The sequence below is a fragment of the Paenibacillus sp. FSL H8-0261 genome (genome assembly GCF_045040645.1).
In the GTDB taxonomy this organism is placed as follows: domain Bacteria; phylum Bacillota; class Bacilli; order Paenibacillales; family Paenibacillaceae; genus Paenibacillus_AQ.
Window position 1 is genome coordinate 3,317,927 of the sequence record NZ_CP150297.1, and the last position, 22,126, is coordinate 3,340,052.

A 22,126-nucleotide genomic window follows, 5' to 3' on the forward strand; every position below is an offset into this window, starting at 1 on the left:
GAGCGGGTTATTGGAAAGGGGAGCTAGATTCCCAAAAAGGACTACATAAGGGCGCAATCCAAGCTTTTATGAGACACTTGAGAAGAGAAGCAGGACTACGCTAGTTATTACCGAGTATTATCCTTGACCGTATTTTTTTCTAAAATGACTCAGTGTGAGCAACGGCCAGATATAGCGATAACTATGATAATTGGAATAGAAATTACCGGGGAGACCAGCGCCAGTTGGATAAGAAGTTTTCCAATCCTCTTCATGAATAGACATGATTAATCTTTCAATCCCTTTTTCCACCGCTGCTGTTGATTTCGGCTGAATGGAGATGAGTGCGTCAAGCGCCCATGCGGTTTGGGAAGGCGTACTTTCGCCTAATGGTACATACTGCAAAAGCCGATCACTATGACAAGATTCCCCCCAACCCCCATCCGAGTTCTGTATGCTTAGGAGCCAATTCGCTCCTTTTTGCAATGTTTCATGTTCCAGTGGCAGGCCAACGGCCTGCAATCCTGTTAAGGCAGCCCATGTCCCATAGATGTAACAAACGCCCCATCTTCCGTACCATGAGCCATCCTTCTCCTGATGCTGAATCAGCCATTTCACACCTCGCCCGATGAATTCGTTTCGCGTATCAAGGTCGGCAATGTTCCCGAGATACTCCAAGGTGCGCCCGGTTAGATCTGCCTCTGAGGGATCAATAGCAGCAGATTTAGCCCCATCGATTGCGAGCCAAGTGAGCATTTCTTTATTGGTGTTTTTTTCAAAAGCCGGCCAGCCACCGTCTTTATTCTGCATCGATAGGACCCAGTTCATTCCACGATTCCATGACTCTAGATAGGATGGCTGAGTTATTGATAAACTTCGAATGGCTCGTAAAGCAGCGGTCGTATCATCCACATCCGGATTAATCGTATTAGAATCTGAGAAACCCCATCCCCCCGGAGTCGTATCCGGATTATGAATGCTCCAATCAGCAGTTTTATGCTGTTGTCTGGTCAACAGATACGAAGTAGCACGTTGAATCGCGAGATGATGATCGGGAATTTGTGCCTCCTGCAAAGTATAGGCGATTAGAGCCGTATCCCATATCGTAGACGGAGAGTTTTGAATTGTTGTTTTACTTTCAGAACGGCATTGCATCGAGGTAAGCCCATCAATGGCATTCATAATCAGAGGATGCTGCTGGTCATAGTCCAGAGCCAGAAGGGCATACACCATAAGAATTGTACTAGTTGCGTAACTGTATAGAGTCCCGTCGGATTCAATCCGCTGGAGAATAAACTGTTCTGCTTTGGTTCGGGCAACTTCGTGAATGTAGCGAGGGCTTCCAAGAAGTCTGCTTAGGCCAGTTTGAATAACGTCCTGCAGCTCATGATATCCACGGGAAGCGGGTTCAGCATCTTCAATGCGTGTGTCTATGAGATCAGATAGATCAGGAGCAGTCGCTGTTGAGATCGAGAAACGTCGATCGGCCATAATAAGCATAGGCGTGAGATGCACTCTTGAGTAGCCAGAGAACTCAAAATAGTTAATAGGAAAATAAGACGGGAACAACAGAACTTCTAGGGGAATCGAAGAGATCGATAAAGGCCATTTGCTCTGACCAGTAGCTGCGAGAATGACTCTGGTTAGGATGCTAGTTACTTTTCCAATTCCTCCTTTGGATTGAATATAATGTTTTGCGCGCAATATCGGCTCATCAGTCACCTTACTGTACCCAGAATAGAGAAGGGCGTAGTAGGCTTCAACCGAGGTGGATAAGTTACCATCTTCTTCATCGCTATACAATTGCCAGAATCCAGCGGACTGTTGCTCAGCAAGAATACGATCATGTAGCTGTCGAATCAGGGCTTCATTCTGTACGTTCAGAATCCGAAAGAGAATGATGACATAGGCATCGATAATGATTCCATTCTCAAAACAAAAATGCCAAGATCCATCTTGCTGCTGTTGATCAATCAGGAATGCCGTTAAACGCTCGATCTCATTATCTACTGTGCTCAGTATAGGATTCATTCCTTAGGTACCTCCGAGGTCCTTCATTTTTAGTATTATATGATGGATGAGAGGTTGAAATGAAAAAGGACTGTAAAGTTGCTTGATGCAACCTCACAGCCCTTGATAATATTTAACTAATCAATCGGTTAATTTTCAATCACAATACGGTTCAGCTTAAGATTTACCGGGGCAGCAATCGTGTCACCAACAGGGCATTTGCTTTCTAAAAATTGTACGAATGCTTCAACCTTCTCGGCAGGGGATGGGGTCTTTATGTAGAATGTATATCGAATATCGGAATAGCCGGGACGGACTTCAGAACGGTTGAAAAATCCATCGAGGTCCAGATCACCTTCAACATCTACTCTGAAATCTTCAAGCTCTACCTCAAATTTGGAAGCATAAACTCGAGCCACAATAGATTGGCAGGCCCCTAAAGAAGCAAGCAAAGCTTCAACAGGATTCATTCCTGTATCCGTACCCCCAAGATTTTGTGGCTCATCGATGACGAGCTCGAATTGTCTTGCTTTAGTAATGACTTTAACCCCATCTTGTAAATGGGCAGTTGCTTTGAAAGTTTGAACATTTGGCATATGTCTACACTCCTTCTTCTGGACAACCTGAATATAATTAGATATTTTGAACATTATGTAATTCATAGTATTTTTCTAGGAATTGTTTAGATTATAGTTCTAATCTTTATACCCTGTCAATACTTGATTAGTATTATTTGGATTCTTACAACTTCATGAGTTGGATTTTGTTAAAAAGTATGGGGAGGAGATAAAGTGTCAAATGAAATTGAGCGCTACTTGAACAGTCCTATGGTTAAAATTCTAGGGGGAGCAATAGAGTTAAGAGATGATCGAATAAAAACTAAATGGAAGACTGAAATAAAACCATTTCTTCTTGCACCGAATCCTGTAACGGTGGATCTATACAATATTGTTACTAAAAAAACAACGAAGTCATCCGTCGAAAATCTTAAACCTGTGGTGAATGTTTCTTGGAATGATGCTATTTCTTTCTGTAATCTGCTTTCTCAGAAGGCTGGATTGAAAGAAGCTTATATTATAAGTGACGATGGAGATCATATTATTTGGGATAGGGAATCCAATGGCTATCGACTTCCAACAGAAGCAGAGTGGCAATATGCATGTAAAGCAGAAACTACTGGCTATCAATATGGCGAGCTAGATAAGATAGCTTGGTACAATGAAAATTCAGATGGTGAACTCCATGTTGTAGGGACGAAAGAACCGAATGCATGGGGGCTTTATGATATGTTGGGGAATGTTTGGGAGTGGTGCTGGGATTTATATGATGAACAAGTGTACGGCTCCTATCGGATTTTTCGAGGAGGCAGCTGGGCTGAAGAGGCCAGGGGCTGTGGAGCAACCTGTCGTCGTCGCAGCCATCCCACATTTTGTGTGGATGATCTTGGATTTCGTCTTGCTCGATCTTTATAACATTAATTCGTCTCTACATTAATCAATTTACATTAACACAGAAAATGATTGTTCCTAAAATAGACTTACTACAGGAGGTGCTTCTAGAATTAGAAAGTTTGTAGCTATCTCCGTTGTAATTATTACTCTGCTCGTTCTAGGAATGTACGCAGCACTTCAGTTTAAATATAATTCACTTGAGAAAAACTTAAGAGAATATTTGATCACTGTTGAAGGATACTCTGAATCTGATTTACTGAGTATTAAAGCTAAACTGAGCTCAATGCCGAAGTTCCCTGTATATGTTAGATTTGCTAATGAACCAGATACGGATTATATTTTCACAGACAGAGATGCATCAGATTGGAAGCAACTAGATCCTAAGGAGCCGCAAAGATTAAAGAAGGTTAATCAATAGTTGAGATATAACAAAAAATCTTGGTCAGTAAAATGAATAGCATCTCTCCAAGCTGACCGCACTCTGTGCGGTTTTTTCTTTGTGGATCTTGCTAATGAAAAAGATAACTTGACAGAAAACAATCGGACGTATACATTTGTATACATAAACGAAACGTATACATATGTATACAAATAAAAGGAGGAGTAAATATGCGTGATGGACATTTCGGAAAACGCGGTCATAGAGAACATGGGGAACATGGGGAACACAAAGACCGTGGAGAGCATAGAGATCGCGAGCATATGAGCAGACATGGGATGGATTCTATGGATGGTCCCCCAAAAAGTGCACAAACTTTTCGTCGCGGCAGAGCTCTAGCATTTTTGGAAAAGCTTAATGTGAATCGAGCCACTTTACAGCGGCAGCTGCAAACACCGGAGCTGGATTCGATCAAGCAAGTGATTAGTGGTGAATTGAAGGCAACGGAAGCGATCATTGAAGAGTTTATCCATATTTTTCAGATTCATGAAGTAACGCCGGAAGATAAAACTGTTGGCGAAATTAAAAAAGAGGAGAATGATCAAAAAAATGAAAACCATTGATCTTATAAAAACCCGTAGAAGTATTAAGCAATTTAAGGCGGATTCGATTCATGAGGATGATTTATTGAATTGGCTGGAAGCAGCTAGTTATGCTCCAAACCATCGTATGAACGAACCTTGGGAACTCCTATTTATCGGGCCTGATACTAGAGCTAAATTAAAGCATAAGACGAATTTTGGAAGCGCTCCTGTCGTTCTTGCTATCTTATCTAAACCTGGTGCAACAGCGTTTGAACGTGATGAGAATGTTATGGCTGCCGCATGTTTCGCACAGAACTTCTTATTAGCTGCACATGAAGTGGGAGTTGGGGCCTATTGGGCTTCTTTAGGTGCTTTACCTCATAATCGTGAAATTCTAGGTGTCCCGCAAGATTACGATGTGATTGGACTATTTGGCATTGGATATCCGGAGGAAGTTCCAAATGCTAAGCCAAGAACACCGATGAAATCAAAAATCACATATTTATCTTAAAAGGTGATGGAATGTGGAAACTTAAGAGTTACTTAAGGCCATATTGGTTGTGGTCTGTGTTAGCACCACTTATGATGATGCTCGAAGTGTTTATGGATTTGCTTCAACCTACACTAATGGCGAGCATTGTGGATCATGGGATTATGACGAAAGATTTATCACATATTTATTCGACGGGATTGACCATGCTTGGAGTAGCATTTGTCGGTCTAATTGGTGGGGTGGGCTGCACCGTTTTTTCGAGTATCGCCTCACAAAATTTCGGGAATGATTTACGGATTAACCTGTTTGAACATATTCAGAAATTCTCAAACAAGAATCTGGACCAATTGAAGACGGGCTCGTTGATTACTCGTTTAACAAACGATGTGGTACAGCTACAAACCTTTGTTCAGATGATTTTGCGGAATATTCGCTCTCCATTGCTATTAATCGGCAGCTTGATAATGGCTATACGGATTAGTCCTTCACTAACCCTTATCCTTGTCGTTGCCGTGCCATTGCTGGTTGCAATATTATATGGGTTGATTCGACTTTCTTTCCCTTTGTTCGAGAAAATGCAGGTCAAATTAGACGGCGTCAACACAGTATTGCAGGAAAATTTATCGGGTATTCGTGTAGTCAAAGCCTTCGTCCGTGCTAAGCATGAACAGAAACGGTTTAATACAGCGAACAAGGATTACACTGAGACTGCGATAAAAGCGGTGCGATTAATGTCGTTAAATATGCCGCTCATGATGCTTGTGCTCAATGTCAGTATCGTAGCTGTGCTTTGGTTTGGTGGGCTGCAGAGCTGGAACGGCTCCCTGCCGGTCGGTCAGCTAATCGCCTTCATTAACTATATCACCCAATTGTTGATGTCTATGCTGATGTTGAGCAATATGCTCACATTCTTCTCGCGTGCAAAGGTCTCCGCAGATCGGGAGAATGAAGTGTTTTCTACGATCAGCGAGATTACAGACGTAACCGAAGCTAAAAAAGATAAGCTACAAAACGGTCGAATTGTATTTGACAACGTTTCCTTTGCCTATGATCCTGCGAATGAGAACCTCGTGTTAGATGGCATCCATTTCACTGCTGAGCCAGGTGAAACTGTAGCCATCCTTGGAGCCACAGGCGCTGGTAAATCAACCTTGGTGAGCCTCATTCCACGCCTTTACGATGTTTCTTCTGGATCAATCACAATTGATGGTTCCGACACTCGGCAAATTTCTTTGGAACATTTACGTCGCAAGATCGGTTACGTTATGCAGCAAGCCATTCTGTTCAGCGGAACAATCCGTGATAATATCCGATATGGCAGACCGGAGGCTACGGATGAAGAAGTGGAACAAGCAGCAAAAGCTGCTGAAGCGCACCATTTTATTTTAGAGCTACCACAGGGTTATGATACAGTGCTTGGCCAACGAGGCATCAACTTGTCCGGTGGGCAGAAGCAACGGCTTTCGATTGCAAGGGCGTTGTTAATACAGCCAACAATTCTCATCATGGATGACAGTACGAGTGCGCTCGATGCGGCGACTGAGTCACGAATTCGGCAAATGTTAAAAAAACGGCTGAGTAGCAGCACTAATATAATGATTGCTCAGCGTGTCACATCAGTGATTGACGCGGACCGCATCTTAATTCTAGAAAACGGCCGAATTGCTGCACAAGGTACACATGATGGTCTAATGAGTAGCAGTGAAATTTATCGAGACATCTGGAAATCACAGATGAAAGGGGAGGAGGTTCCTTATGTCAAAGCATGACAAAGGCATGAACACCCCTCCTATCACTAGAGCAGGCGGATTCGGACCAGGAATAGGACCGGGATCTGGCCCCGGACGCGGCGGCGCTGTGCCAATCGTGCGCGCCAAAAATCAAGCGAGCACGCTTAAACGCATCTGGACTTATTTGAGTCGTCAGCGGTTCGGGTTAATCATTGTATATGTATTTACTGTGTTGAATGCACTTCTTTCATTGATCGGACCGTATCTCATCGGTAAAGCGATTGATACTGCGGTTATTCCACACGATTATCAGGGTCTTATTCGGTTTTGTATACTCCTTATTGGCATTTATGGGCTAGGTAGTGTAGTTGCCTGGGTGCAAGCATACGTCATGACATCTGTTTCGCAGAATACTGTTTTTGAGCTGCGCCGTGATCTGTTCAGCAAGTATCAGCAGCTGCCCATTAAATTTTTTGACACACGGGCTAACGGAGAATTGATGAGCCGGGCAACTAACGATATAGAGAGCGTATCCAGCACACTCAATCAGAGTGTAACTCAATTGTTAAATAGTTTGATTACACTAAGCGGCTCCCTCGTTATTATGTTGATGCTGAACGTTCCGTTGACCGTAGTCTCATTAATCACGATCCCGCTCGTTTTATTGGCTAGTCGAAAAATCATTGGTTTAAGCCGCACTTATTTTAGAAATCAGCAGCGACATTTAGGTGAACTTGGCGGGTTCATCGAAGAAACCATCAGCGGACAAAAGGTGGTCAAACAATACAGTAGGGAAGAGTCAGAAGTTAAACGATTCCGAAAAATAAGCGGAGAACTGAATAAGGTCAGCATTAAGGCACAAATCGTATCAGGATTAGTAGGACCCGTGATGAACATGATTAATAACCTTGGATTTGCGATCATTGCCGGGGTTGGGGGCTGGATGGCTTTCCATAACATGGCTACGGTTGGTATAATCGTTAGCTTCCTTACCTATTCCAAACAGTTCGGTAGACCCATTTCTGACCTTGCTAACCAGTACAATTTAATTCAATCTGCAATCGCCGGTGCGGAGCGTGTGTTTGAAGTTTTGGAGATGCCGTCCGAATACGGGGATGAAGAAAGTGAGGATCTCCCAAGATTAACAGGGGAGGTTGTTTTTCAGGACGTTTCTTTTGCTTACAAAGCGGATTCCCCGATTCTGTCGGGCGTTACGTTTGCAGCAAAACCTGGGGAGAAAATTGCACTCGTTGGCCCAACAGGAGCAGGTAAAACAACCATCGTTAACCTGCTGATCCGATTCTATGATTTGAATGGCGGTTCCATACGAATTGATGGTCGCGACATCCGAGAGCTGGATAAAAACGCACTTCGTAGTCAACTAGGGATGGTGCTGCAAGATGCGCATGTATTCTCGGGAACGATTCGTGAGAATATTCGGTTTGGCCGACTCGATGCGACCGATCAAGAGATTGAGCAAGCGGCTCAGCTAGCCAATGCGGATGCTTTTATCAAAAGATTGCCGCATGGTTACGAGACCCTCCTCAATGCAGAAGGAAGTAATTTGAGTCATGGCCAGCGCCAGCTGTTAACGATTGCTCGCGCAATTTTAGCTGATCCTGCCATATTAATTCTTGACGAAGCAACCAGTAGCGTGGACACACGTACGGAAATGCACATTCAACAAGCAATGAAGAATTTGATGAAGGGTCGAACAAGCTTTGTAATCGCCCACAGGCTTAGTACGATCCAGGACGCCAATCGCATACTCGTGATCCAGGGTGGAGGAATTGCTGAGCAAGGAAATCATGAGGAGCTTCTTGCGATGAAGGGCGCCTACTACGAGTTATACAATACCCAGTTCAAACGAGCGATTTAAAGAAACGTTTGTATGGCTGTGAAAAAACACTGACTTGGATCAGTGTTTTTTTGTTAGAAAGGTGACCACAGACCATCGAATTGACCGCCGAAACGCGACATTGTATGCTACTACAAGATAATGTAAACAAGGAAGTGATTATTTGAGCCATTCCAGCTATGAGCAGCTTGAGACCGAAGGCAAACTACCGTTTGATGTTTCTTTACATAGCGTCAACTTTGTGCCGAATCACTGGCATATGAGTGTGGAGCTGATTTTTGTGCTGTCCGGTAATCTAGAGGTTTCGACCGGAAACCGTCAATATAGGCTTAAAGAAGGCGATATGCTACTCATTAACCAGTGTTACGTGCATGAAGTTATCGGATTAGATCAGAATATCATCGCTACCTTTCAAATCCCAACAACCTATCTTAAGCAGCACATCCACAATATGGAGAAGATCAGCTTTGAATGTTATTCTGCTGAAGTCGGTCCTGAGAAGCAAAATGGCTTAGATAACATGCGTCAGCTCATGGCTGAAATGGTACAGCTGAAGTACAAAGGCGGAGAAGCCTATGAACTGGGGATGGAAGCACGTATGCTTGGGTTATTCTCTGTTTTGGTTAAACAGTTCAAGCTGCCAAATTCCGGTGAAGCGATGAATATGAAATATATGGAACGAATGATGAGCATCATCACTTATATAGATGAACATTATAAAGACCCGGTGTCGCTGCAGACAATCGCGGAACGAGAGTATTTGTCGGTGCCGTATTTGTCCAAATTTTTTAGCGAGAACATTGGGGTCAACTTCCAGACTTACTTAACCAGCATTCGTTTAAAAAATACCGTAGAAGCCCTTTTAAGAGATCAAGATCATTCGCTTGCTGAGCTGGCACTTGAGCAGGGCTTTCCAAACGCAAAATCTTTTTACGCTGCATTCAAAAGCCGATATCATATTACACCACATGAATATCGCAAAAAATATCGGCCTCAAACTCATGCGAAACAGGAAGGTTCTGCTTCCGGCTACTTAGCATTTAATCAATCCAGCGCACTGGGCATTGTTCGGCAATTCCTCCGGCGTAGTCAGTCGCACCAGCTTGAACCCGTACATGCGGTTGTTCAGCTGTCTGCAAGTATTCCTTTAGACAGGATTCAGCGGCAAATCCAGCATAGCTGGAAAAATATCATTACGATTAGTAAAGCAAATGAAGGACTTCAAAGTGATGTACAAGCTCATTTGAAATATGTACAAGAGCGGTGTCCGTTTCGCTATTTGCGTTTTCATGGAATTTTTGATGATTCAATGATGGTGTACCGGGAAGATCACGAAGGGCAGGCACATTATAATTTTCGCTTTGTAGATCAGTTGTTTGATTTTCTGTTATCGATCGGCTTGAAGCCTTTTATAGAACTGGGGTTTATGCCTTTTGATCTCGCAGCAGACAGCAGTAAACATGTTTTTTATGAAAAGAGTTATGTGAGTCCGCCTAAATCCATGGACCGCTGGTGTGAATTGGTAGATCGGTTTATTCGCCATTGTCTCAATCGGTACGGTCTTGAAGAGGTAGAAAGCTGGAAGTTTGAATTCTGGAACGAACCGGAATATGGTTTGTTCTGGCCTGCGACGGAAGAAGCGTACAACGAATTGTATGCCCGAACGTTCGACACCCTCAAAGCCATCTCTCCGAACCTTCAGATTGGCGCTCCCGGTAGAATTATCACTCTGAATTCCAATGCATTTTGTGAACAGTTTTTCGCTTTCTGCAAAGAACGGGGTTGTCTTCCAGACTTTATCCCGTTACATTTTTATCCGCATGAGGACATGGATGATCTGCTTAGTAGAAATTGGGAGCCTAAGGAACGATTAAGTGAAAAAGAAATATCTCCGCTTACAGTAGAGGGGTTCAACAAAGTGTCCCCAAACCCCGATTATTTGATGGAATCGCTGGAGCGTGAAATCGGGCTGCTCGCTGAGCTGGGACTTAACGGACAAGAGCTATATTTAACCGAATGGAATTCAACAGCATTTCATCGTGAACTGACCAATGACACATTATATAAAGCTGCATATATCGTAAAAAATATCATCGAAAATCTCGATAGCATCAGTGGGTTCGGATATTGGGTACTGAGTGACAATATTGAAGAAACAGCGGCTTCATCCCGGATATTTCATGGTGGACTTGGACTTATGGCTCAGTATGGAATTCCGAAAGCGGCTATGCATGCCTATGAAATGCTCGCTAAGCTGGGGAATCGGCTAGTCGCACATGAAGAGGGTTATATAGTGACAGCTGGAAGAGGTGGTTATCAGATTTTGGCTTATAATTACTGTCATTTTGATGATTTGTACGCGCTTGGTGATACTTCATTCATTACACCTACTAGTCGTTATAGTGGCTTCAAAAACGAGAGGCTTCTTAAAATAGAACTCACATTAACTGGATTACCATCTGGCAGATATAAGCAAGTGAACCATACGATCAGCAGGGCACATGGCAGCAGCTTTGACAAGTGGGTAGAAATGGGGGCTCCACCCGTTCTGACTGCAGAGGACACTGCTTATCTAAAAGCTGCCTCTCTTCCAGGCAGACAGATTCAGCTTCTTGAAGTAGGTGAAGAGCTTTCTGTTGTCATTAGAATGGAACCTCATAGCGTAGAGCTTATTGAGCTGACTCCATTGTTTTGAGAAAATGAGTCAATTTTTAAGCTTCATCTTGATGAATGATATTGAAACGCTTTCATTTAGATTAAAAATGAACCTAAAAGTGTGTAATTGACCACCTCTCCTCCAAGAGGTGGTTTATTTTATAATCAAATTGTAAACGTTTTCTAAAAGGACGAGGAGGAATTACAATGACTGGAGCATCGATTAAAGGGCAGGTTCACACCCCTTTTCGTAGATTGACCTTTGGTATTCTGCTTGGTTACGGCATGATGATGCTGGCACTGATGACACCTGCCACCTTGCTGCTGACCTTTAAAATGATTGAAGTGGATCCGAATGGATATACCTCTTCCTATGGACTGGTTGCAGGAATAGGCGCATTCTTTGCTCTTATCGGAAATCCGATTGGCGGTGCACTCAGTGACCGAACCCATCTTTCGTTCGGACGGCGGCGCACGTGGATTATCCTAGGTCCACTAGTTGGCTGTGCTGCGCTGGTATGTACTGGTTTCGCCAAAGAGCCTTGGCAGATCATGATTAGCTGGGCAGTTGCACAATTTTTCTTCAATGTAGGGATGGCAGCCTATACAGCGCTTATTCCAGACCAAGTACCTCAGGAGAAACAAGGGACAATCTCCGGATTAATCGGTCTCACTATTCCAATCGCTATGACGGTAGGGATGATCATGATGACAGTGATGACCTCAGTTTCTTCAGAAATTAAGTGGCTTTTGCTAGGTGTAATCGGCATCATAGGTCCACTTCTCAGTACGTTGATTATTAAAGAAGGTAAAGTAGAACTTGTTCCCAAGACACATAATCAAATATCGCTGGGTAAGAAGCTGAGTACGATTTTTCCTAGTCCACGTAAATTCCCGGAATTCTCTTGGGCTTTCGTATCCAAGTTCCTGATCATGATGGGATATTGTAGCACTTTATACCTCACAGTCATGCTGGTAAACCGGATGGGACTTACGGAAGAGCTGGCCACCGCAAAGGTTGCTACGATTAATATCGTTATGCTAGTGGGTGTTGCAATTACAAGTATCTTCGGTGGGGTGTTGTCAGATAAATTTGGTAAGCAAAAACCATTCCTGATTGTTTCAGGGTTCATTATTGCTATTGGGGTTCTGTTGTTTGCCTTTGTGCCAAGTTATCCGGCCTACATTGCCGGAGCTGCAGTGATCGGATTGGGCTTTGGCTGCTTCTCAGCCGTAGATATGGCACTCGTTGCACGCATTCTTCCAAGTAAAGAGGATTCAGCCAAAGACTTCGGGATTATGAACGTAGCTAATGCGTTGCCTCAGTCCATTGTTCCAGCAATCGCTCCTGTGCTGTTAGGCATTGGCAGCTGGACCTTCTTTTACATCTTCCTTGCCGTCTGCACTATACTCGGTATGCTGGCAGTGAAGCCACTTCCAGAAGTGGGAACAGAGAAAAGAGCTCAAACTGCTGAACTAACAGCTGTCGAAGCGCAATCACAAAAAGCCAATCTGGTCTAAGAAAAAACAAACAAGAAAACAGTGGAGGGAAACCATATGAATCAGAGAGAGACTATTAAAACTAAAAGCCTTCATACCATTTCTTACGTAAGCAATAAGGGGGGGCCAACCTTGGGTTATTCCCCTGATTCTGGAGTGCAGATTCTCGAACAGGACGGACTGTTCTTCAAAGATCTGAATCGTAATGGCAAGCTGGATAAATATGAGGACTGGCGATTGACGCCGCAAGAGCGGGCTCAAGATCTAGCTTCAGAAATGAGTATTGAACAAATTGCTGGACTCATGCTGTATAGTCGTCATCAATCCATCCCAGCACTTAGTAGCAGCTGGTTCTCAGGAACGTATAACGGTAAATCTTATGAGGAGAGCGGAGCCAAACCATGGGAGCTTACCGATGAACAGCTGGCATTTCTGGCACAGGACCATCTAAGACATATTCTGGTGACCACCGTGGAAAGTCCGGAAATTGCTGCCCTGTGGAACAACCAGGTGCAGGCATTTGCAGAAGGAACCGGCCTTGGGATTCCAGCCAACAACAGCTCCGACCCACGCCATGGCTCAGATTCTAATTCAGAGTTTAATGCTGGCGCTGGTGGGCAAATCTCCATGTGGCCGGAGACGCTGGGCCTTGCGGCAACCTTCGATCCGAAGATCACCTATCGTTTCGGGCAAGTTGCCTCACGTGAGTATCGTGCACTTGGTCTAGGGACGGCGCTATCGCCGCAAATCGATATTGCTACAGATCCACGATGGTTTCGTTTTAACGGCACTTTTGGCGAGGATTCGAAGTTATCTGCTGACATGGCAAAGGCTTATGTCGACGGCTTCCAGAGCTCGCAAGATGACCGGGAGATTAACGAAGGCTGGGGATATGACAGCGTGAACGCTATGGTAAAACACTGGCCTGGTGGGGGTTCCGGGGAAGGCGGAAGGGATGCACATTATGCTTGCGGCAAATATGCTGTCTATCCGGGCGGTAACTTTGATGAACATCTTATTCCTTTTACAGAAGGGGCTTTCAAGCTGGAAGGCCCAACCAAACAGGCTTCAGCAGTCATGCCCTATTACACAATTTCTACAGATCAAGATCAAGTGAACGGGGAGAATGTCGGAAATTCTTATAGTTCCTATCTTATTACCGATCTGCTTCGGGAAAAATATGGTTACGATGGCGTTGTGTGCACAGATTGGCTCATCACAGCAGACGAATCAGATAGTAAGGATTCCTTTCTCAGTGGTAAACCTTGGGGCGTAGAGGGTATGTCCGTCGCAGAACGGCATTACAAGCTCTTGATGGCAGGTGTTGACCAATTCGGCGGCAATAATGAGATGGAGCTCGTCCTTGAAGCATACCGAATGGGAGTAGCTGAGCATGGAGAGGTATGGATGCGGAATCGCTTTGAGCGGTCAGCTGTTCGGCTTCTACTTAATATTTTCCGTCTGGGTCTCTTCGAGAACCCGTATTTGAAGCCTGAGGAGAGTGCTCAGATTGTTGGGAATCCTGAGTTTATGCAATCAGGCTATGAAGCACAGCTGAAGTCGATCGTGCTGCTGAAGAACAAAAATCGGGTATTGCCGCTGGCAGCGAAACAAACCGTATATGTTCCGAAGCGTTATACTCCAGCAGGAAAGGATTGGTTCGGCAACCCAACGCCGGAAAAGACAGAATATCCGGTGAACCTGGATGTTGTGTCTAAATATTATCATGTGACAGATCAGCCGGAAAAAGCAGACTTCGCTCTTGTTTTCATAAGCAGTCCTAAATCAGGAGTAGGCTTTAGTCAGGACGATTCTGAGCAAGGCGGTAACGGCTATGTGCCCATTAGCTTGCAATATAGACCGTACACTGCGGAACATGCTCGGGAGCAGAGCTTAGCTGGAGATGCGCGAGATAACGATGTACTCAACCGTTCTTATAAAGGAAAAACCGTTGTTACGCATAATGAGAGCGATCTGGATCGTGTCCTGGAAGCTCGCAAGCTGATGAAAGACAAACCGGTAATTGTGTCGATGTTATTGTCCAATCCTTCGGTTGTTGCTGAATTTGAGGGAGAGGTTGATGCTATACTTGTTAATTTTGGGTTACAGGATCAAGCACTTATGGAGGTGTTAACGGGTGCCGAGGAGCCTTCGGGATTGCTCCCAGTACAAATGCCATCAGGTATGCAAACGGTAGAAGAGCAGCTGGAAGATGTGGCACATGACATGGAATGTCATGCGGATTCAGAAGGAAATGTATATGATTTTGCCTTTGGAATGAATTGGAATGCTGTTATAGAGGATGAAAGAACGAAGAATTACCGGAAATAAGAACCGTTCTGCGGAAAAATAAAAGCAAAGCACCGCCTGAAGAATTTATCAGGCGGTGCTTTGTATATCAATCGGTTTTTCCGATGGTGGAGCTATAAGTTCCTTTCCAACAAAGTCCCAAGTTGTTCAGCCAAGATTTGATGTGTTACAGGCTTCTCATTCTTGAACCACCATTCCACAACCCCTGCATAAGCTGATGCCACAAAACTAATGATAACCTCTTCATTTAATCCGTGGTTTATCCCTTCCGTTACATTTACTTCATGTCTAAACTCTTTTTGAAGAAAGGTTAAGAACCGATTACGGAAATAAGGAGCGCCTTTGCTCGCAAGCATCATAGAGAAAAAAGAATAATGATTATCGAAGTATTCCGTCCACTTTAACGTGGCCTCAATAAAATCTAAATCTGCTGCCGATTCGCAAAGTACTCTAAGAACTTCTATATGTTCCTCGATAAGCTTGTCTAACAAATCATATTTATCCTGATAATGAAGATAAATGGTTCCTCGGCTTACATTTGCCTTGTCGGAGAGATCCTGTATGGTAATGTCGTCAAAATTCTTCACGGACATCAGTTCAATAACAGCTTTTTTAAGTGCTTCTTGTGATTTAAGAATCCTTCTATCCACTTTAGACATTTGATTTTCTCCTTACTTTCAAAAAAATGAACACTTTTATAGAACCTGTTCAGTATTGAACAAAACACACACATCGTACAATTGAATGTCTTCTATAACTGTTTATAATAATAGACTATGGTCTATTAATGAATCAACATATAATATCGAAAGGGAAGAACGTCTACAAAATCTACAGGGAGAAATTGAAAAAAATGGTGGAACAGCCATCTGTAAAGTGACAAACGTTACCATCGCGCTTTTTTAACTAAATACTAAGTATTCAAACCTGCCAAATGCAAAATCTGCTTCAGACGATCTATATCCACATAGATATCTTCGAATCCCGGAAAACGAATAGCAGGATCTGGCCAGCCTTGACCATACATCATGTAATAATCAAGAGCGTTATGGTTGCTGATCATCCAATACGTTGGAACGACATGCTGTTCATGAACAATTTCAATAACTTGTGTTCCAGATTGACAAAAAGCCAGATTGGCCAGTCCAGCGCCATGTGCTCCCATGATTACCTTTGCCGAAGCGAATAACTGGATTTGCTGGGCAACTGTCCAATCCTCAAGATAAATAGGTTGAATGCTATATTCTTCAAGGCAGCGTATAACTTCCTCTTCATTGATCAAGCGCCTGGTGCTTGCTTTGTTTCGAGAAATATAAATACGCTCAGGTGTAGCGAGTGTTGATTCCCTGTGAGGCAGCAATAATTTACGTAGCGTATCCGTGGTCCACGGGGGATAGTGGGAATTCATCATCAAAGAAGGGACAAGTAGCTGATCAGCTTCAAAGTAAGCTTCAGGATTTGTCCGGATTACTGAAGACTCTGATATACCGAGCATAGCCCAGGTTTGTTCCACAAATGGTCCATATGGATTTGGATTCATGATGATAGAGGTATAAGGAATTCCACTCGTTTTGAGCATCGCCAGCCTAGGGAGCACATCATACAACCAGTGGAAATAGTTATGGCTTCCGCAAAACGTCAACACAGCCACGGTTCCTTCTAAGTATTGAAGTTTTGGATCATTCCACCGGTGGAACACAGGGTGTTCCTCTGCTTCTAGCATTCTATTTTGAACGGCGTCATATTCCTGTGACAGATCAAAGATCAGCTTTCCCTCCGGAGATAGAACAGCACCAGATTCTCCCCATACCCTTCCACTCGAGATGGTGGCTACGTATCCGCCAAACGGCTGTAAACAATAAGGCGTCAGTGCAGGATGAATACTCGATTCAATGCTTTTAGGAGCGGTGAACTCAGCCACCTGACCGAAATCAAACGGAATAACCTGTCCAGCTTCATGGATAGTTCTTTTTTGTCCCCATTCTGTTTCAAGTTCCAAGATGCTCCGGTAATAACCAGAGGGCGCTCCCCCATTCACAGAAAATCTCATCGTTTCACCTCTTTTGACCAAGTAGAACTCCAGAAACATCATTAAGCTATTCTATGGAACAAAGAACTTAACGACACAATTCCTTCTGAAAAGGGCGAGTGAACAGTTCCTTTAGAGTTTTTTTCGATAAGCCTTAGGAGACATACCGTAGGTTTTGGTGAATTGTCGTGTAAAGTAATTGCTATCGCTAAACCCGCTTTCATGTGAGATCTGAGTAATACTGAAGTTAGAATGCTTCAACAAGCTGCAAGCCCGTTCCAGACGCAATCGATGGAGATAGGAGATAGGGGTCGTCTGATAGTAAGAGCGAAAGATTCGGTTTAAGTGTCTAATAGATATCCCTGAGTGTGCGGCGATTTGATCCAGCGACAACGCTTCAAGATAATGGTCTTCCATAAAAGAGAGCGACTTCGCCAAATGTATTAGATGATTATCCTGGCTGCCTTTATCCTGTTTTTCATAATGCCTTGATAAATAGACAACCAGTTCCATAAACCGTGAGACGAGCAACGTCTGATATCCTTGAAGCTTGTGGCTATATTCTTCAATCATACCGGCAATGAGTGCAGTGACAAACTCCAGCATGGAAATTGGCAAGCTTAGTTTACTTGTGTAGGCATGTTTATGACGATACAACGGTTCCAATACAAACAGCGCCTGAAAGCCGTTCGAAGTTCGCAGATCCGATCCAGCCGTCGACAGCATTTCAGGCTTGTACATAATATTACAGATCTTAAAATCCTGAGGATCTTTAAAAGCATGCGGGGTTGAACCGTTAATCACAAAAACATTTCCCTTCTTGATGAATGATTCTTCGGTATTCACAATATGAGTAGCAGTACCACTCAAGACGATTACAAGCTCTGAAAAGTCCACATGTCTATGAAGATCAGTATCATTGTCGTGAAAGCCGTATTGAATAAAGAATGGGAATTTCTGATCTGATGTAAACCAATTCAAATAAAATTCGCCCAATTCGTAACCCTCCAAAAGCATGTCTAGATGAATGAATGTCTATATCATGCTATTTTACGACTGGATAATCAAGGTTTATCGTTTAGCTAGTGGAGTATAATCCTTGACATAGATGCAAATGTTCAACAAAAGGAGAATGCTTCATGAAATATAACAATCCGATATTACCAGGTTTTTATCCAGATCCAAGCATTTGCAGAGTAGGCGAGGATTACTTTTTGGTAAACAGTTCATTTGCTTACTCTCCGGGAATACCCATTTGGCATGTAAAGATTTAGTCCATTGGAAGCAGCTCGGGTATTGCTTAACACGTGATTCCCAGCTTCAATTTGATAAATCGGTCGTGTCTGGAGGGGTGTGGGCACCAACCATTCGTCATCATAATGGTCGATTCTACATGGTGACGACAAATCAGGATAGCGGTGGACACTTCTACGTTTGGACGGTTGACCCAGCAGGTGAGTGGTCGGATCCTATTTATGTGGATCAGGAAGGGATTGATCCATCCTTATTTTTTGACGATGGAAAAGTATATTTTACAAGCACTGGCACCAAGGATGGTATGGGAATCTACCAATGTGAGATTGATATTGAAACGGGCCATAAGCTGTGCGATTCTCGTTTGATATGGACAGGCAGTGGCGGTAAATTTCCTGAAGGACCACATCTTTATAAAATAAATGGCTACTATTATTTAATGTGTGCTGAAGGCGGGACAGAATATGGACACATGGAAACCATAGCAAGAAGTAAATCACCCTATGGACCCTATGAATCCTCACCCCGGAATCCCATTTTGACTCACCGGAGCTCGGATTACCCTATACAAGCTACGGGACATGGCGATCTGGTAGTAGCACAGGATGGCAGCTGGTGGGCGGTATTTCTAGGGATTCGACCAGTAGGATATCCATATCGACATCATCTTGGCAGAGAGACATTTCTTGCTCCGGTCCATTGGAGTGAAGATGGATGGCCGATGATTGGAGATCACGGTGTTGTTGGATTAGAAATGGAAGCTGACACTCCACCACCAGTGCTATGGAAAGACGAGCCTGAGACCGATGATTTTAATCGATCTGATTTAGGAATGAGCTGGAATTTTATTCGCAATGCTAAAAAAGTCGATTGGTCTTTGCAGGAGCGACCAGGGTGGCTAGCATTACATGGAGCTGATGTGAGATTAAGCGAACAGGGAACGCCTGCATTTATTGGCTGTAGACAGCGTCACTTGGATTGTGAAATTTCCACTAAAATGGAATTCAACCCACTAGATGGTGATGAAGCGGGTCTTGTTGTGTTTATGGATCAGATGTATCACTACGCAATCGGACTAACCCAGGTAGAAGGTGAAAATGTGATTACGCTGCGAAGACAAGTGGGTAGCATAAGTGATGTGAAATATTCTTCTCCATTGGAAGACACAGTCGTAGAATTGAAGATTCAAGCATTACCTGAGAAATATTTGTTCTCTTATCGAGGTGCAGATCAGTTATGGCATCCACTAGGTGAAGCGGAGACACACTTGATCTCTACTGAAGTGGCAGGCGGATTTACCGGAGTGTTCTTTGGGATGTATAACTACTCTATCAACCGAACAATCGCATATTATGATTGGTTCCGCTATCAAAAGGAATAACAATCCTAAAATATGTTAAATTAAGAAATGGCGATGCTCGGGATGTTTCCCTGCACCGCCATTTCTTGTATTTGGAAATAGCTTAATTTTTTCGTATATATTCTATATACCAGTGCTGATTGTGACCGCCGTTATCACTCCATTGAATGGCCTGCGCACCGCTGGTTTTATCTTGTCCCGATATATCCAATAACTTGCCACTGGCTCGGTTTTTAATTTTATACATGTTTTTTTCACCAGTTGGAATAAGCTCCCACTGTTGGTTCCACCCGTTATTGCTCGGCCATTGAATAACACTGGCCCCATCGGATGAAGATGCTCCGTTGACATCCAATAAATCTCCGCTAGCTATGTTTCTGAAATTATAATATCCGTTTTCTGCAATTTCGAGATACCATTTTTGATACTCTGCTCCTTGATCGATGTATTGTACGATAAGCGCACCGTCTGCTTGTGAATCCGCTCCGCTGACTGACAGCACGTTATTGCTGTGTTCATTGATAATTTTGAGAGGAATTGGCACTCCAGCGTGCGTCGTTGAAGTTAGTGCGAGTGACGATGCAGATACAACTAACACAAGTGCCAAAAACATTTTCACTCCGTACCTAATTTGAACTCGTTTCATGAAAATACACTCCTTCTTCAATTTTAATTAATTTCTTAACCTGCCGCCTGTCCATTTTAAAAACAAGTTTTATGTATTCAACTTAATCACCTCCTAAATCAGTAAATGTATTGCATGTCATTCGATAGAATCTGAAAAAGGACTCTATCCTCAAAAGTAAATACATAAAATATAAATAAATAATGGTTCATTTGCTAAGAATATACTTTAATTTCAAATAATGAGTCAATATGATTTTTTCGCTATTTATATAAAAATAATACTATCAACAGCTTTAAATGAGCATATCAAAAACCAAAAAAATACTCATCGGACCATAAAAAGACACGGATACAAGTCAGTGTCTTTTTGTGGACATTTATGATGTTTCACTTCTTTGTTCAGTGCTAAAGGAAATATCTTCTTGTCTACTTTTTAAGATATTCTTGGTAAGGTAAGGGGATATCAATGAATAAGAGGTGATGAGTTGTAATGATTAAGAAATACTGCTTGTTCTGTGATGAGATGGTATCCATTACATCGGAAGGTGATTACGATAGATTTTTAGGCTGTAATTGTTCTCCTGACGGGTTCTATAACTTATTGAGAGACAGCTATGAGCCTATAAATTCTCTCGCGCATCCAAAGAAACGCGATATGTTTCATGTGATATCGGCTTATATACGGGAGCTGACAGATCGTGGAGAAAAGGTCAGTCTATCGGCCGACGATTTAGAATCCATTGTAAATTCCTCGAAAATTCCAGTGACGATTGAAGATAAAGGAAACCGTTTACTGCAATACTTATACAGACATTCTGAAGCCCCTGGGGAATCCGTTGTTATTCAGCCACTCTCCAGTAGCTATAACCTAACGTATTCGCCTAATCTGCAAGAACTGGTATATATCATAGATAAGCTGATTAACGAGCAGTTTATGATCAGGGAAGGCATGACCTTTAAGCTGACGGACAAGGGATGGAATGAAGCTGCCGCAATCGCAGGAGGCAAAAAATTAAAACCCTGTATCGTTCTATTGTCAGATGCAGAGGATTTGCACACGGAGTGGGTGGATAAGCTGCTTCCTAAAATCGAGCAGTTTGGTTATATACCACGGTTACTAAGGCATACTTCAATGCATAACCGTGAACCGTATTCCTTAGAGCTTATAGAGGAGAGTAAACTGATTATCGCTGATTTAACCGGCCAATCCCCTGAAGTGTATTTTACTGCAGGATATGCGCTCGGGTTGAACATTCCAGTGATTTGGACTGTGAACAGCAGCGAAGCTAATGATCTGTTCGTACAAGTGAAAAATATCCGTCCAATCGTTTGGGATACAGCTGAAGAGCTGGTAGTCTTACTCCAGCAGAAATTGAGTTTATAGAGTCCATGTCGAATTTAAAATGAACATCCAACACAGAAGAAGCCGCGAAAAAATTGCGGCTTCTTTCTTTTTGCTATAAAAGTTAATGTCCCAACACAACGCTATTACGAAATCTTTTTTCTATTATTGAGGACTGACCCGAGACCTACGAATAGGAATGCTACAATACTGCAGAAAAAAAATAGGTAACTAAGCGGAATTAAGAAAAAAGCCGGCTCATGCAAGATTCCATCCGGTCCCACGCTTGAATCCACCATACGTGAGATCATTAAACTGATGATGCTTAATAATAATGGTGAAGCGGCTAATAGATATTTCTTTTTCATATGACATTCTCCTTTGCTTGATAATCATATAATACACAAAAAAACACTCGCGAATCAACATTAATTTATTGTAATTCGATATATAATTATTGTAAATAAAATGAATTAACTTGTGCTTGGAATTGGATTTGAAAATGGGGACTTGACCATAATTGCTGGTGAGGACTATTATTTGGTTTAAACAAATTTAAGTAAGT

General features: G+C 42.9%; 18 protein-coding genes and 1 pseudogene. 12 read left to right on the forward strand and 7 right to left on the reverse strand.

Going from position 1 to position 22,126, the window contains the following annotated elements:
• Nucleotides 1–117: 117 nt before the first annotated feature.
• Complete coding sequence (gene shc / locus MHI27_RS14845) at nucleotides 118–2,010, reverse strand: squalene--hopene cyclase (RefSeq protein WP_405176614.1); 1,893 nt, start codon at nucleotides 2,008–2,010, stop codon at nucleotides 118–120.
• Between the two features lie 128 nt (nucleotides 2,011–2,138).
• On the reverse strand, nucleotides 2,139–2,585 hold the full coding sequence (locus MHI27_RS14850) for an OsmC family protein (protein WP_042188137.1): 447 nt from the start codon (nucleotides 2,583–2,585) through the stop codon (nucleotides 2,139–2,141).
• 231 nt (nucleotides 2,586–2,816) lie between these two features.
• Here MHI27_RS14850 and MHI27_RS14855 point away from each other — a divergent pair, with 231 nt between their 5' ends.
• The 9 genes from MHI27_RS14855 to MHI27_RS14895 all read left to right on the forward strand — a co-directional run bounded on the left by MHI27_RS14855 (nucleotide 2,817) and on the right by MHI27_RS14895 (nucleotide 14,970).
• The gene (locus tag MHI27_RS14855) at nucleotides 2,817–3,461 is read left to right on the forward strand and encodes a formylglycine-generating enzyme family protein (RefSeq protein ID WP_405176746.1); all 645 of its coding nucleotides are present in this window, start codon (nucleotides 2,817–2,819) and stop codon (nucleotides 3,459–3,461) included.
• Nucleotides 3,462–3,567: 106 nt separating this feature from the next.
• A complete protein-coding gene (locus MHI27_RS14860; RefSeq protein WP_405176747.1) occupies nucleotides 3,568–3,858 on the forward strand; it encodes a hypothetical protein in 291 nt (96 codons plus the stop codon).
• A 191-nt stretch (nucleotides 3,859–4,049) separates the two neighbouring features.
• Nucleotides 4,050–4,442 (forward strand): hypothetical protein, encoded by a 393-nt coding sequence (locus tag MHI27_RS14865; RefSeq protein WP_405176615.1) that lies wholly within the window; start codon nucleotides 4,050–4,052, stop codon nucleotides 4,440–4,442.
• Nucleotides 4,429–4,914: a nitroreductase gene (locus MHI27_RS14870; RefSeq protein ID WP_234535974.1), complete on the forward strand. Its 486-nt coding sequence runs from the start codon at nucleotides 4,429–4,431 to the stop codon at nucleotides 4,912–4,914. Before MHI27_RS14865 ends, MHI27_RS14870 begins: the two co-directional genes overlap by 14 nt.
• Before the next feature lie 11 nt (nucleotides 4,915–4,925).
• Entirely contained in the window at nucleotides 4,926–6,665 is a 1,740-nt protein-coding gene (locus tag MHI27_RS14875) for an ABC transporter ATP-binding protein (protein WP_405176616.1), read from the forward strand.
• Nucleotides 6,652–8,505, forward strand: coding sequence for an ABC transporter ATP-binding protein (locus MHI27_RS14880; RefSeq protein ID WP_405176617.1), 1,854 nt, complete (start codon nucleotides 6,652–6,654; stop codon nucleotides 8,503–8,505). The genes MHI27_RS14875 and MHI27_RS14880 overlap by 14 nt, the downstream gene beginning before the upstream one ends.
• A 142-nt stretch (nucleotides 8,506–8,647) precedes the next feature.
• Nucleotides 8,648–11,179 carry a GH39 family glycosyl hydrolase gene (locus MHI27_RS14885; RefSeq protein WP_405176618.1) on the forward strand — a complete coding sequence of 844 codons (2,532 nt, stop codon included), beginning with the start codon at nucleotides 8,648–8,650 and terminating at the stop codon, nucleotides 11,177–11,179.
• Between the two features lie 167 nt (nucleotides 11,180–11,346).
• Complete coding sequence (locus MHI27_RS14890) at nucleotides 11,347–12,660, forward strand: MFS transporter (protein WP_405176619.1); 1,314 nt, start codon at nucleotides 11,347–11,349, stop codon at nucleotides 12,658–12,660.
• A gap of 36 nt (nucleotides 12,661–12,696) precedes the next feature.
• Nucleotides 12,697–14,970 carry a glycoside hydrolase family 3 N-terminal domain-containing protein gene (locus MHI27_RS14895; protein ID WP_405176620.1) on the forward strand — a complete coding sequence of 758 codons (2,274 nt, stop codon included), beginning with the start codon at nucleotides 12,697–12,699 and terminating at the stop codon, nucleotides 14,968–14,970.
• Between the two features lie 92 nt (nucleotides 14,971–15,062).
• Here MHI27_RS14895 and MHI27_RS14900 read toward each other — a convergent pair whose 3' ends face one another.
• From MHI27_RS14900 to MHI27_RS14910, 3 genes are all read right to left on the reverse strand, one after another.
• Nucleotides 15,063–15,608: a TetR/AcrR family transcriptional regulator gene (locus tag MHI27_RS14900; RefSeq protein WP_405176621.1), complete on the reverse strand. Its 546-nt coding sequence runs from the start codon at nucleotides 15,606–15,608 to the stop codon at nucleotides 15,063–15,065.
• A gap of 254 nt (nucleotides 15,609–15,862) precedes the next feature.
• Nucleotides 15,863–16,999: a glycosyltransferase family 61 protein gene (locus tag MHI27_RS14905; protein ID WP_405176622.1), complete on the reverse strand. Its 1,137-nt coding sequence runs from the start codon at nucleotides 16,997–16,999 to the stop codon at nucleotides 15,863–15,865.
• A 111-nt stretch (nucleotides 17,000–17,110) separates the two neighbouring features.
• Nucleotides 17,111–17,974 carry a helix-turn-helix domain-containing protein gene (locus MHI27_RS14910; protein ID WP_405176623.1) on the reverse strand — a complete coding sequence of 288 codons (864 nt, stop codon included), beginning with the start codon at nucleotides 17,972–17,974 and terminating at the stop codon, nucleotides 17,111–17,113.
• Nucleotides 17,975–18,117: 143 nt separating this feature from the next.
• Between MHI27_RS14910 and MHI27_RS14915 the strand changes: the two are divergent.
• Together MHI27_RS14915 and MHI27_RS14920 are read left to right on the forward strand one after the other, a co-directional pair.
• A pseudogene (locus MHI27_RS14915) lies at nucleotides 18,118–18,893 on the forward strand (glycoside hydrolase family 43 protein); the annotation flags it as partial.
• A gap of 171 nt (nucleotides 18,894–19,064) precedes the next feature.
• Entirely contained in the window at nucleotides 19,065–19,613 is a 549-nt protein-coding gene (locus MHI27_RS14920) for a hypothetical protein (RefSeq protein ID WP_405176748.1), read from the forward strand.
• 82 nt (nucleotides 19,614–19,695) lie between these two features.
• On the opposite strand, the gene MHI27_RS14925 is transcribed toward MHI27_RS14920, so the two are convergent.
• A complete protein-coding gene (locus MHI27_RS14925) occupies nucleotides 19,696–20,238 on the reverse strand; it encodes an RICIN domain-containing protein (RefSeq protein WP_076285732.1) in 543 nt (180 codons plus the stop codon).
• Between the two features lie 471 nt (nucleotides 20,239–20,709).
• Here MHI27_RS14925 and MHI27_RS14930 point away from each other — a divergent pair, with 471 nt between their 5' ends.
• Nucleotides 20,710–21,603, forward strand: coding sequence for a hypothetical protein (locus MHI27_RS14930; protein WP_405176624.1), 894 nt, complete (start codon nucleotides 20,710–20,712; stop codon nucleotides 21,601–21,603).
• Nucleotides 21,604–21,707: 104 nt separating this feature from the next.
• On the opposite strand, the gene MHI27_RS14935 is transcribed toward MHI27_RS14930, so the two are convergent.
• Nucleotides 21,708–21,929, reverse strand: a complete 222-nt coding sequence (locus MHI27_RS14935; RefSeq protein WP_405176625.1) for a DUF3955 domain-containing protein — start codon at nucleotides 21,927–21,929, stop codon at nucleotides 21,708–21,710.
• Nucleotides 21,930–22,126: the final 197 nt, after the last annotated feature.

Bases quoted from the DNA above. Each gene is read 5' to 3' on its own strand.
- MHI27_RS14920 (WP_405176748.1), top strand. From the start codon at position 19,065: ATGAGCTGGAATTTTATTCGCAATGCTAAAAAAGTCGATTGGTCTTTG.
- MHI27_RS14875 (WP_405176616.1), top strand. From the start codon at position 4,926: ATGTGGAAACTTAAGAGTTACTTAAGGCCATATTGGTTGTGGTCTGTG.
- MHI27_RS14925 (WP_076285732.1), bottom strand. From the start codon at position 20,238: ATGAAACGAGTTCAAATTAGGTACGGAGTGAAAATGTTTTTGGCACTT.
- MHI27_RS14880 (WP_405176617.1), top strand. From the start codon at position 6,652: ATGTCAAAGCATGACAAAGGCATGAACACCCCTCCTATCACTAGAGCA.
- MHI27_RS14930 (WP_405176624.1), top strand. From the start codon at position 20,710: ATGATTAAGAAATACTGCTTGTTCTGTGATGAGATGGTATCCATTACA.
- MHI27_RS14900 (WP_405176621.1), bottom strand. From the start codon at position 15,608: ATGTCTAAAGTGGATAGAAGGATTCTTAAATCACAAGAAGCACTTAAA.
- MHI27_RS14935 (WP_405176625.1), bottom strand. From the start codon at position 21,929: ATGAAAAAGAAATATCTATTAGCCGCTTCACCATTATTATTAAGCATC.
- MHI27_RS14895 (WP_405176620.1), top strand. From the start codon at position 12,697: ATGAATCAGAGAGAGACTATTAAAACTAAAAGCCTTCATACCATTTCT.
- MHI27_RS14865 (WP_405176615.1), top strand. From the start codon at position 4,050: ATGCGTGATGGACATTTCGGAAAACGCGGTCATAGAGAACATGGGGAA.
- MHI27_RS14855 (WP_405176746.1), top strand. From the start codon at position 2,817: ATGGTTAAAATTCTAGGGGGAGCAATAGAGTTAAGAGATGATCGAATA.
- MHI27_RS14905 (WP_405176622.1), bottom strand. From the start codon at position 16,999: ATGAGATTTTCTGTGAATGGGGGAGCGCCCTCTGGTTATTACCGGAGC.
- MHI27_RS14890 (WP_405176619.1), top strand. From the start codon at position 11,347: ATGACTGGAGCATCGATTAAAGGGCAGGTTCACACCCCTTTTCGTAGA.
- shc (WP_405176614.1), bottom strand. From the start codon at position 2,010: ATGAATCCTATACTGAGCACAGTAGATAATGAGATCGAGCGTTTAACG.
- MHI27_RS14850 (WP_042188137.1), bottom strand. From the start codon at position 2,585: ATGCCAAATGTTCAAACTTTCAAAGCAACTGCCCATTTACAAGATGGG.
- MHI27_RS14870 (WP_234535974.1), top strand. From the start codon at position 4,429: ATGAAAACCATTGATCTTATAAAAACCCGTAGAAGTATTAAGCAATTT.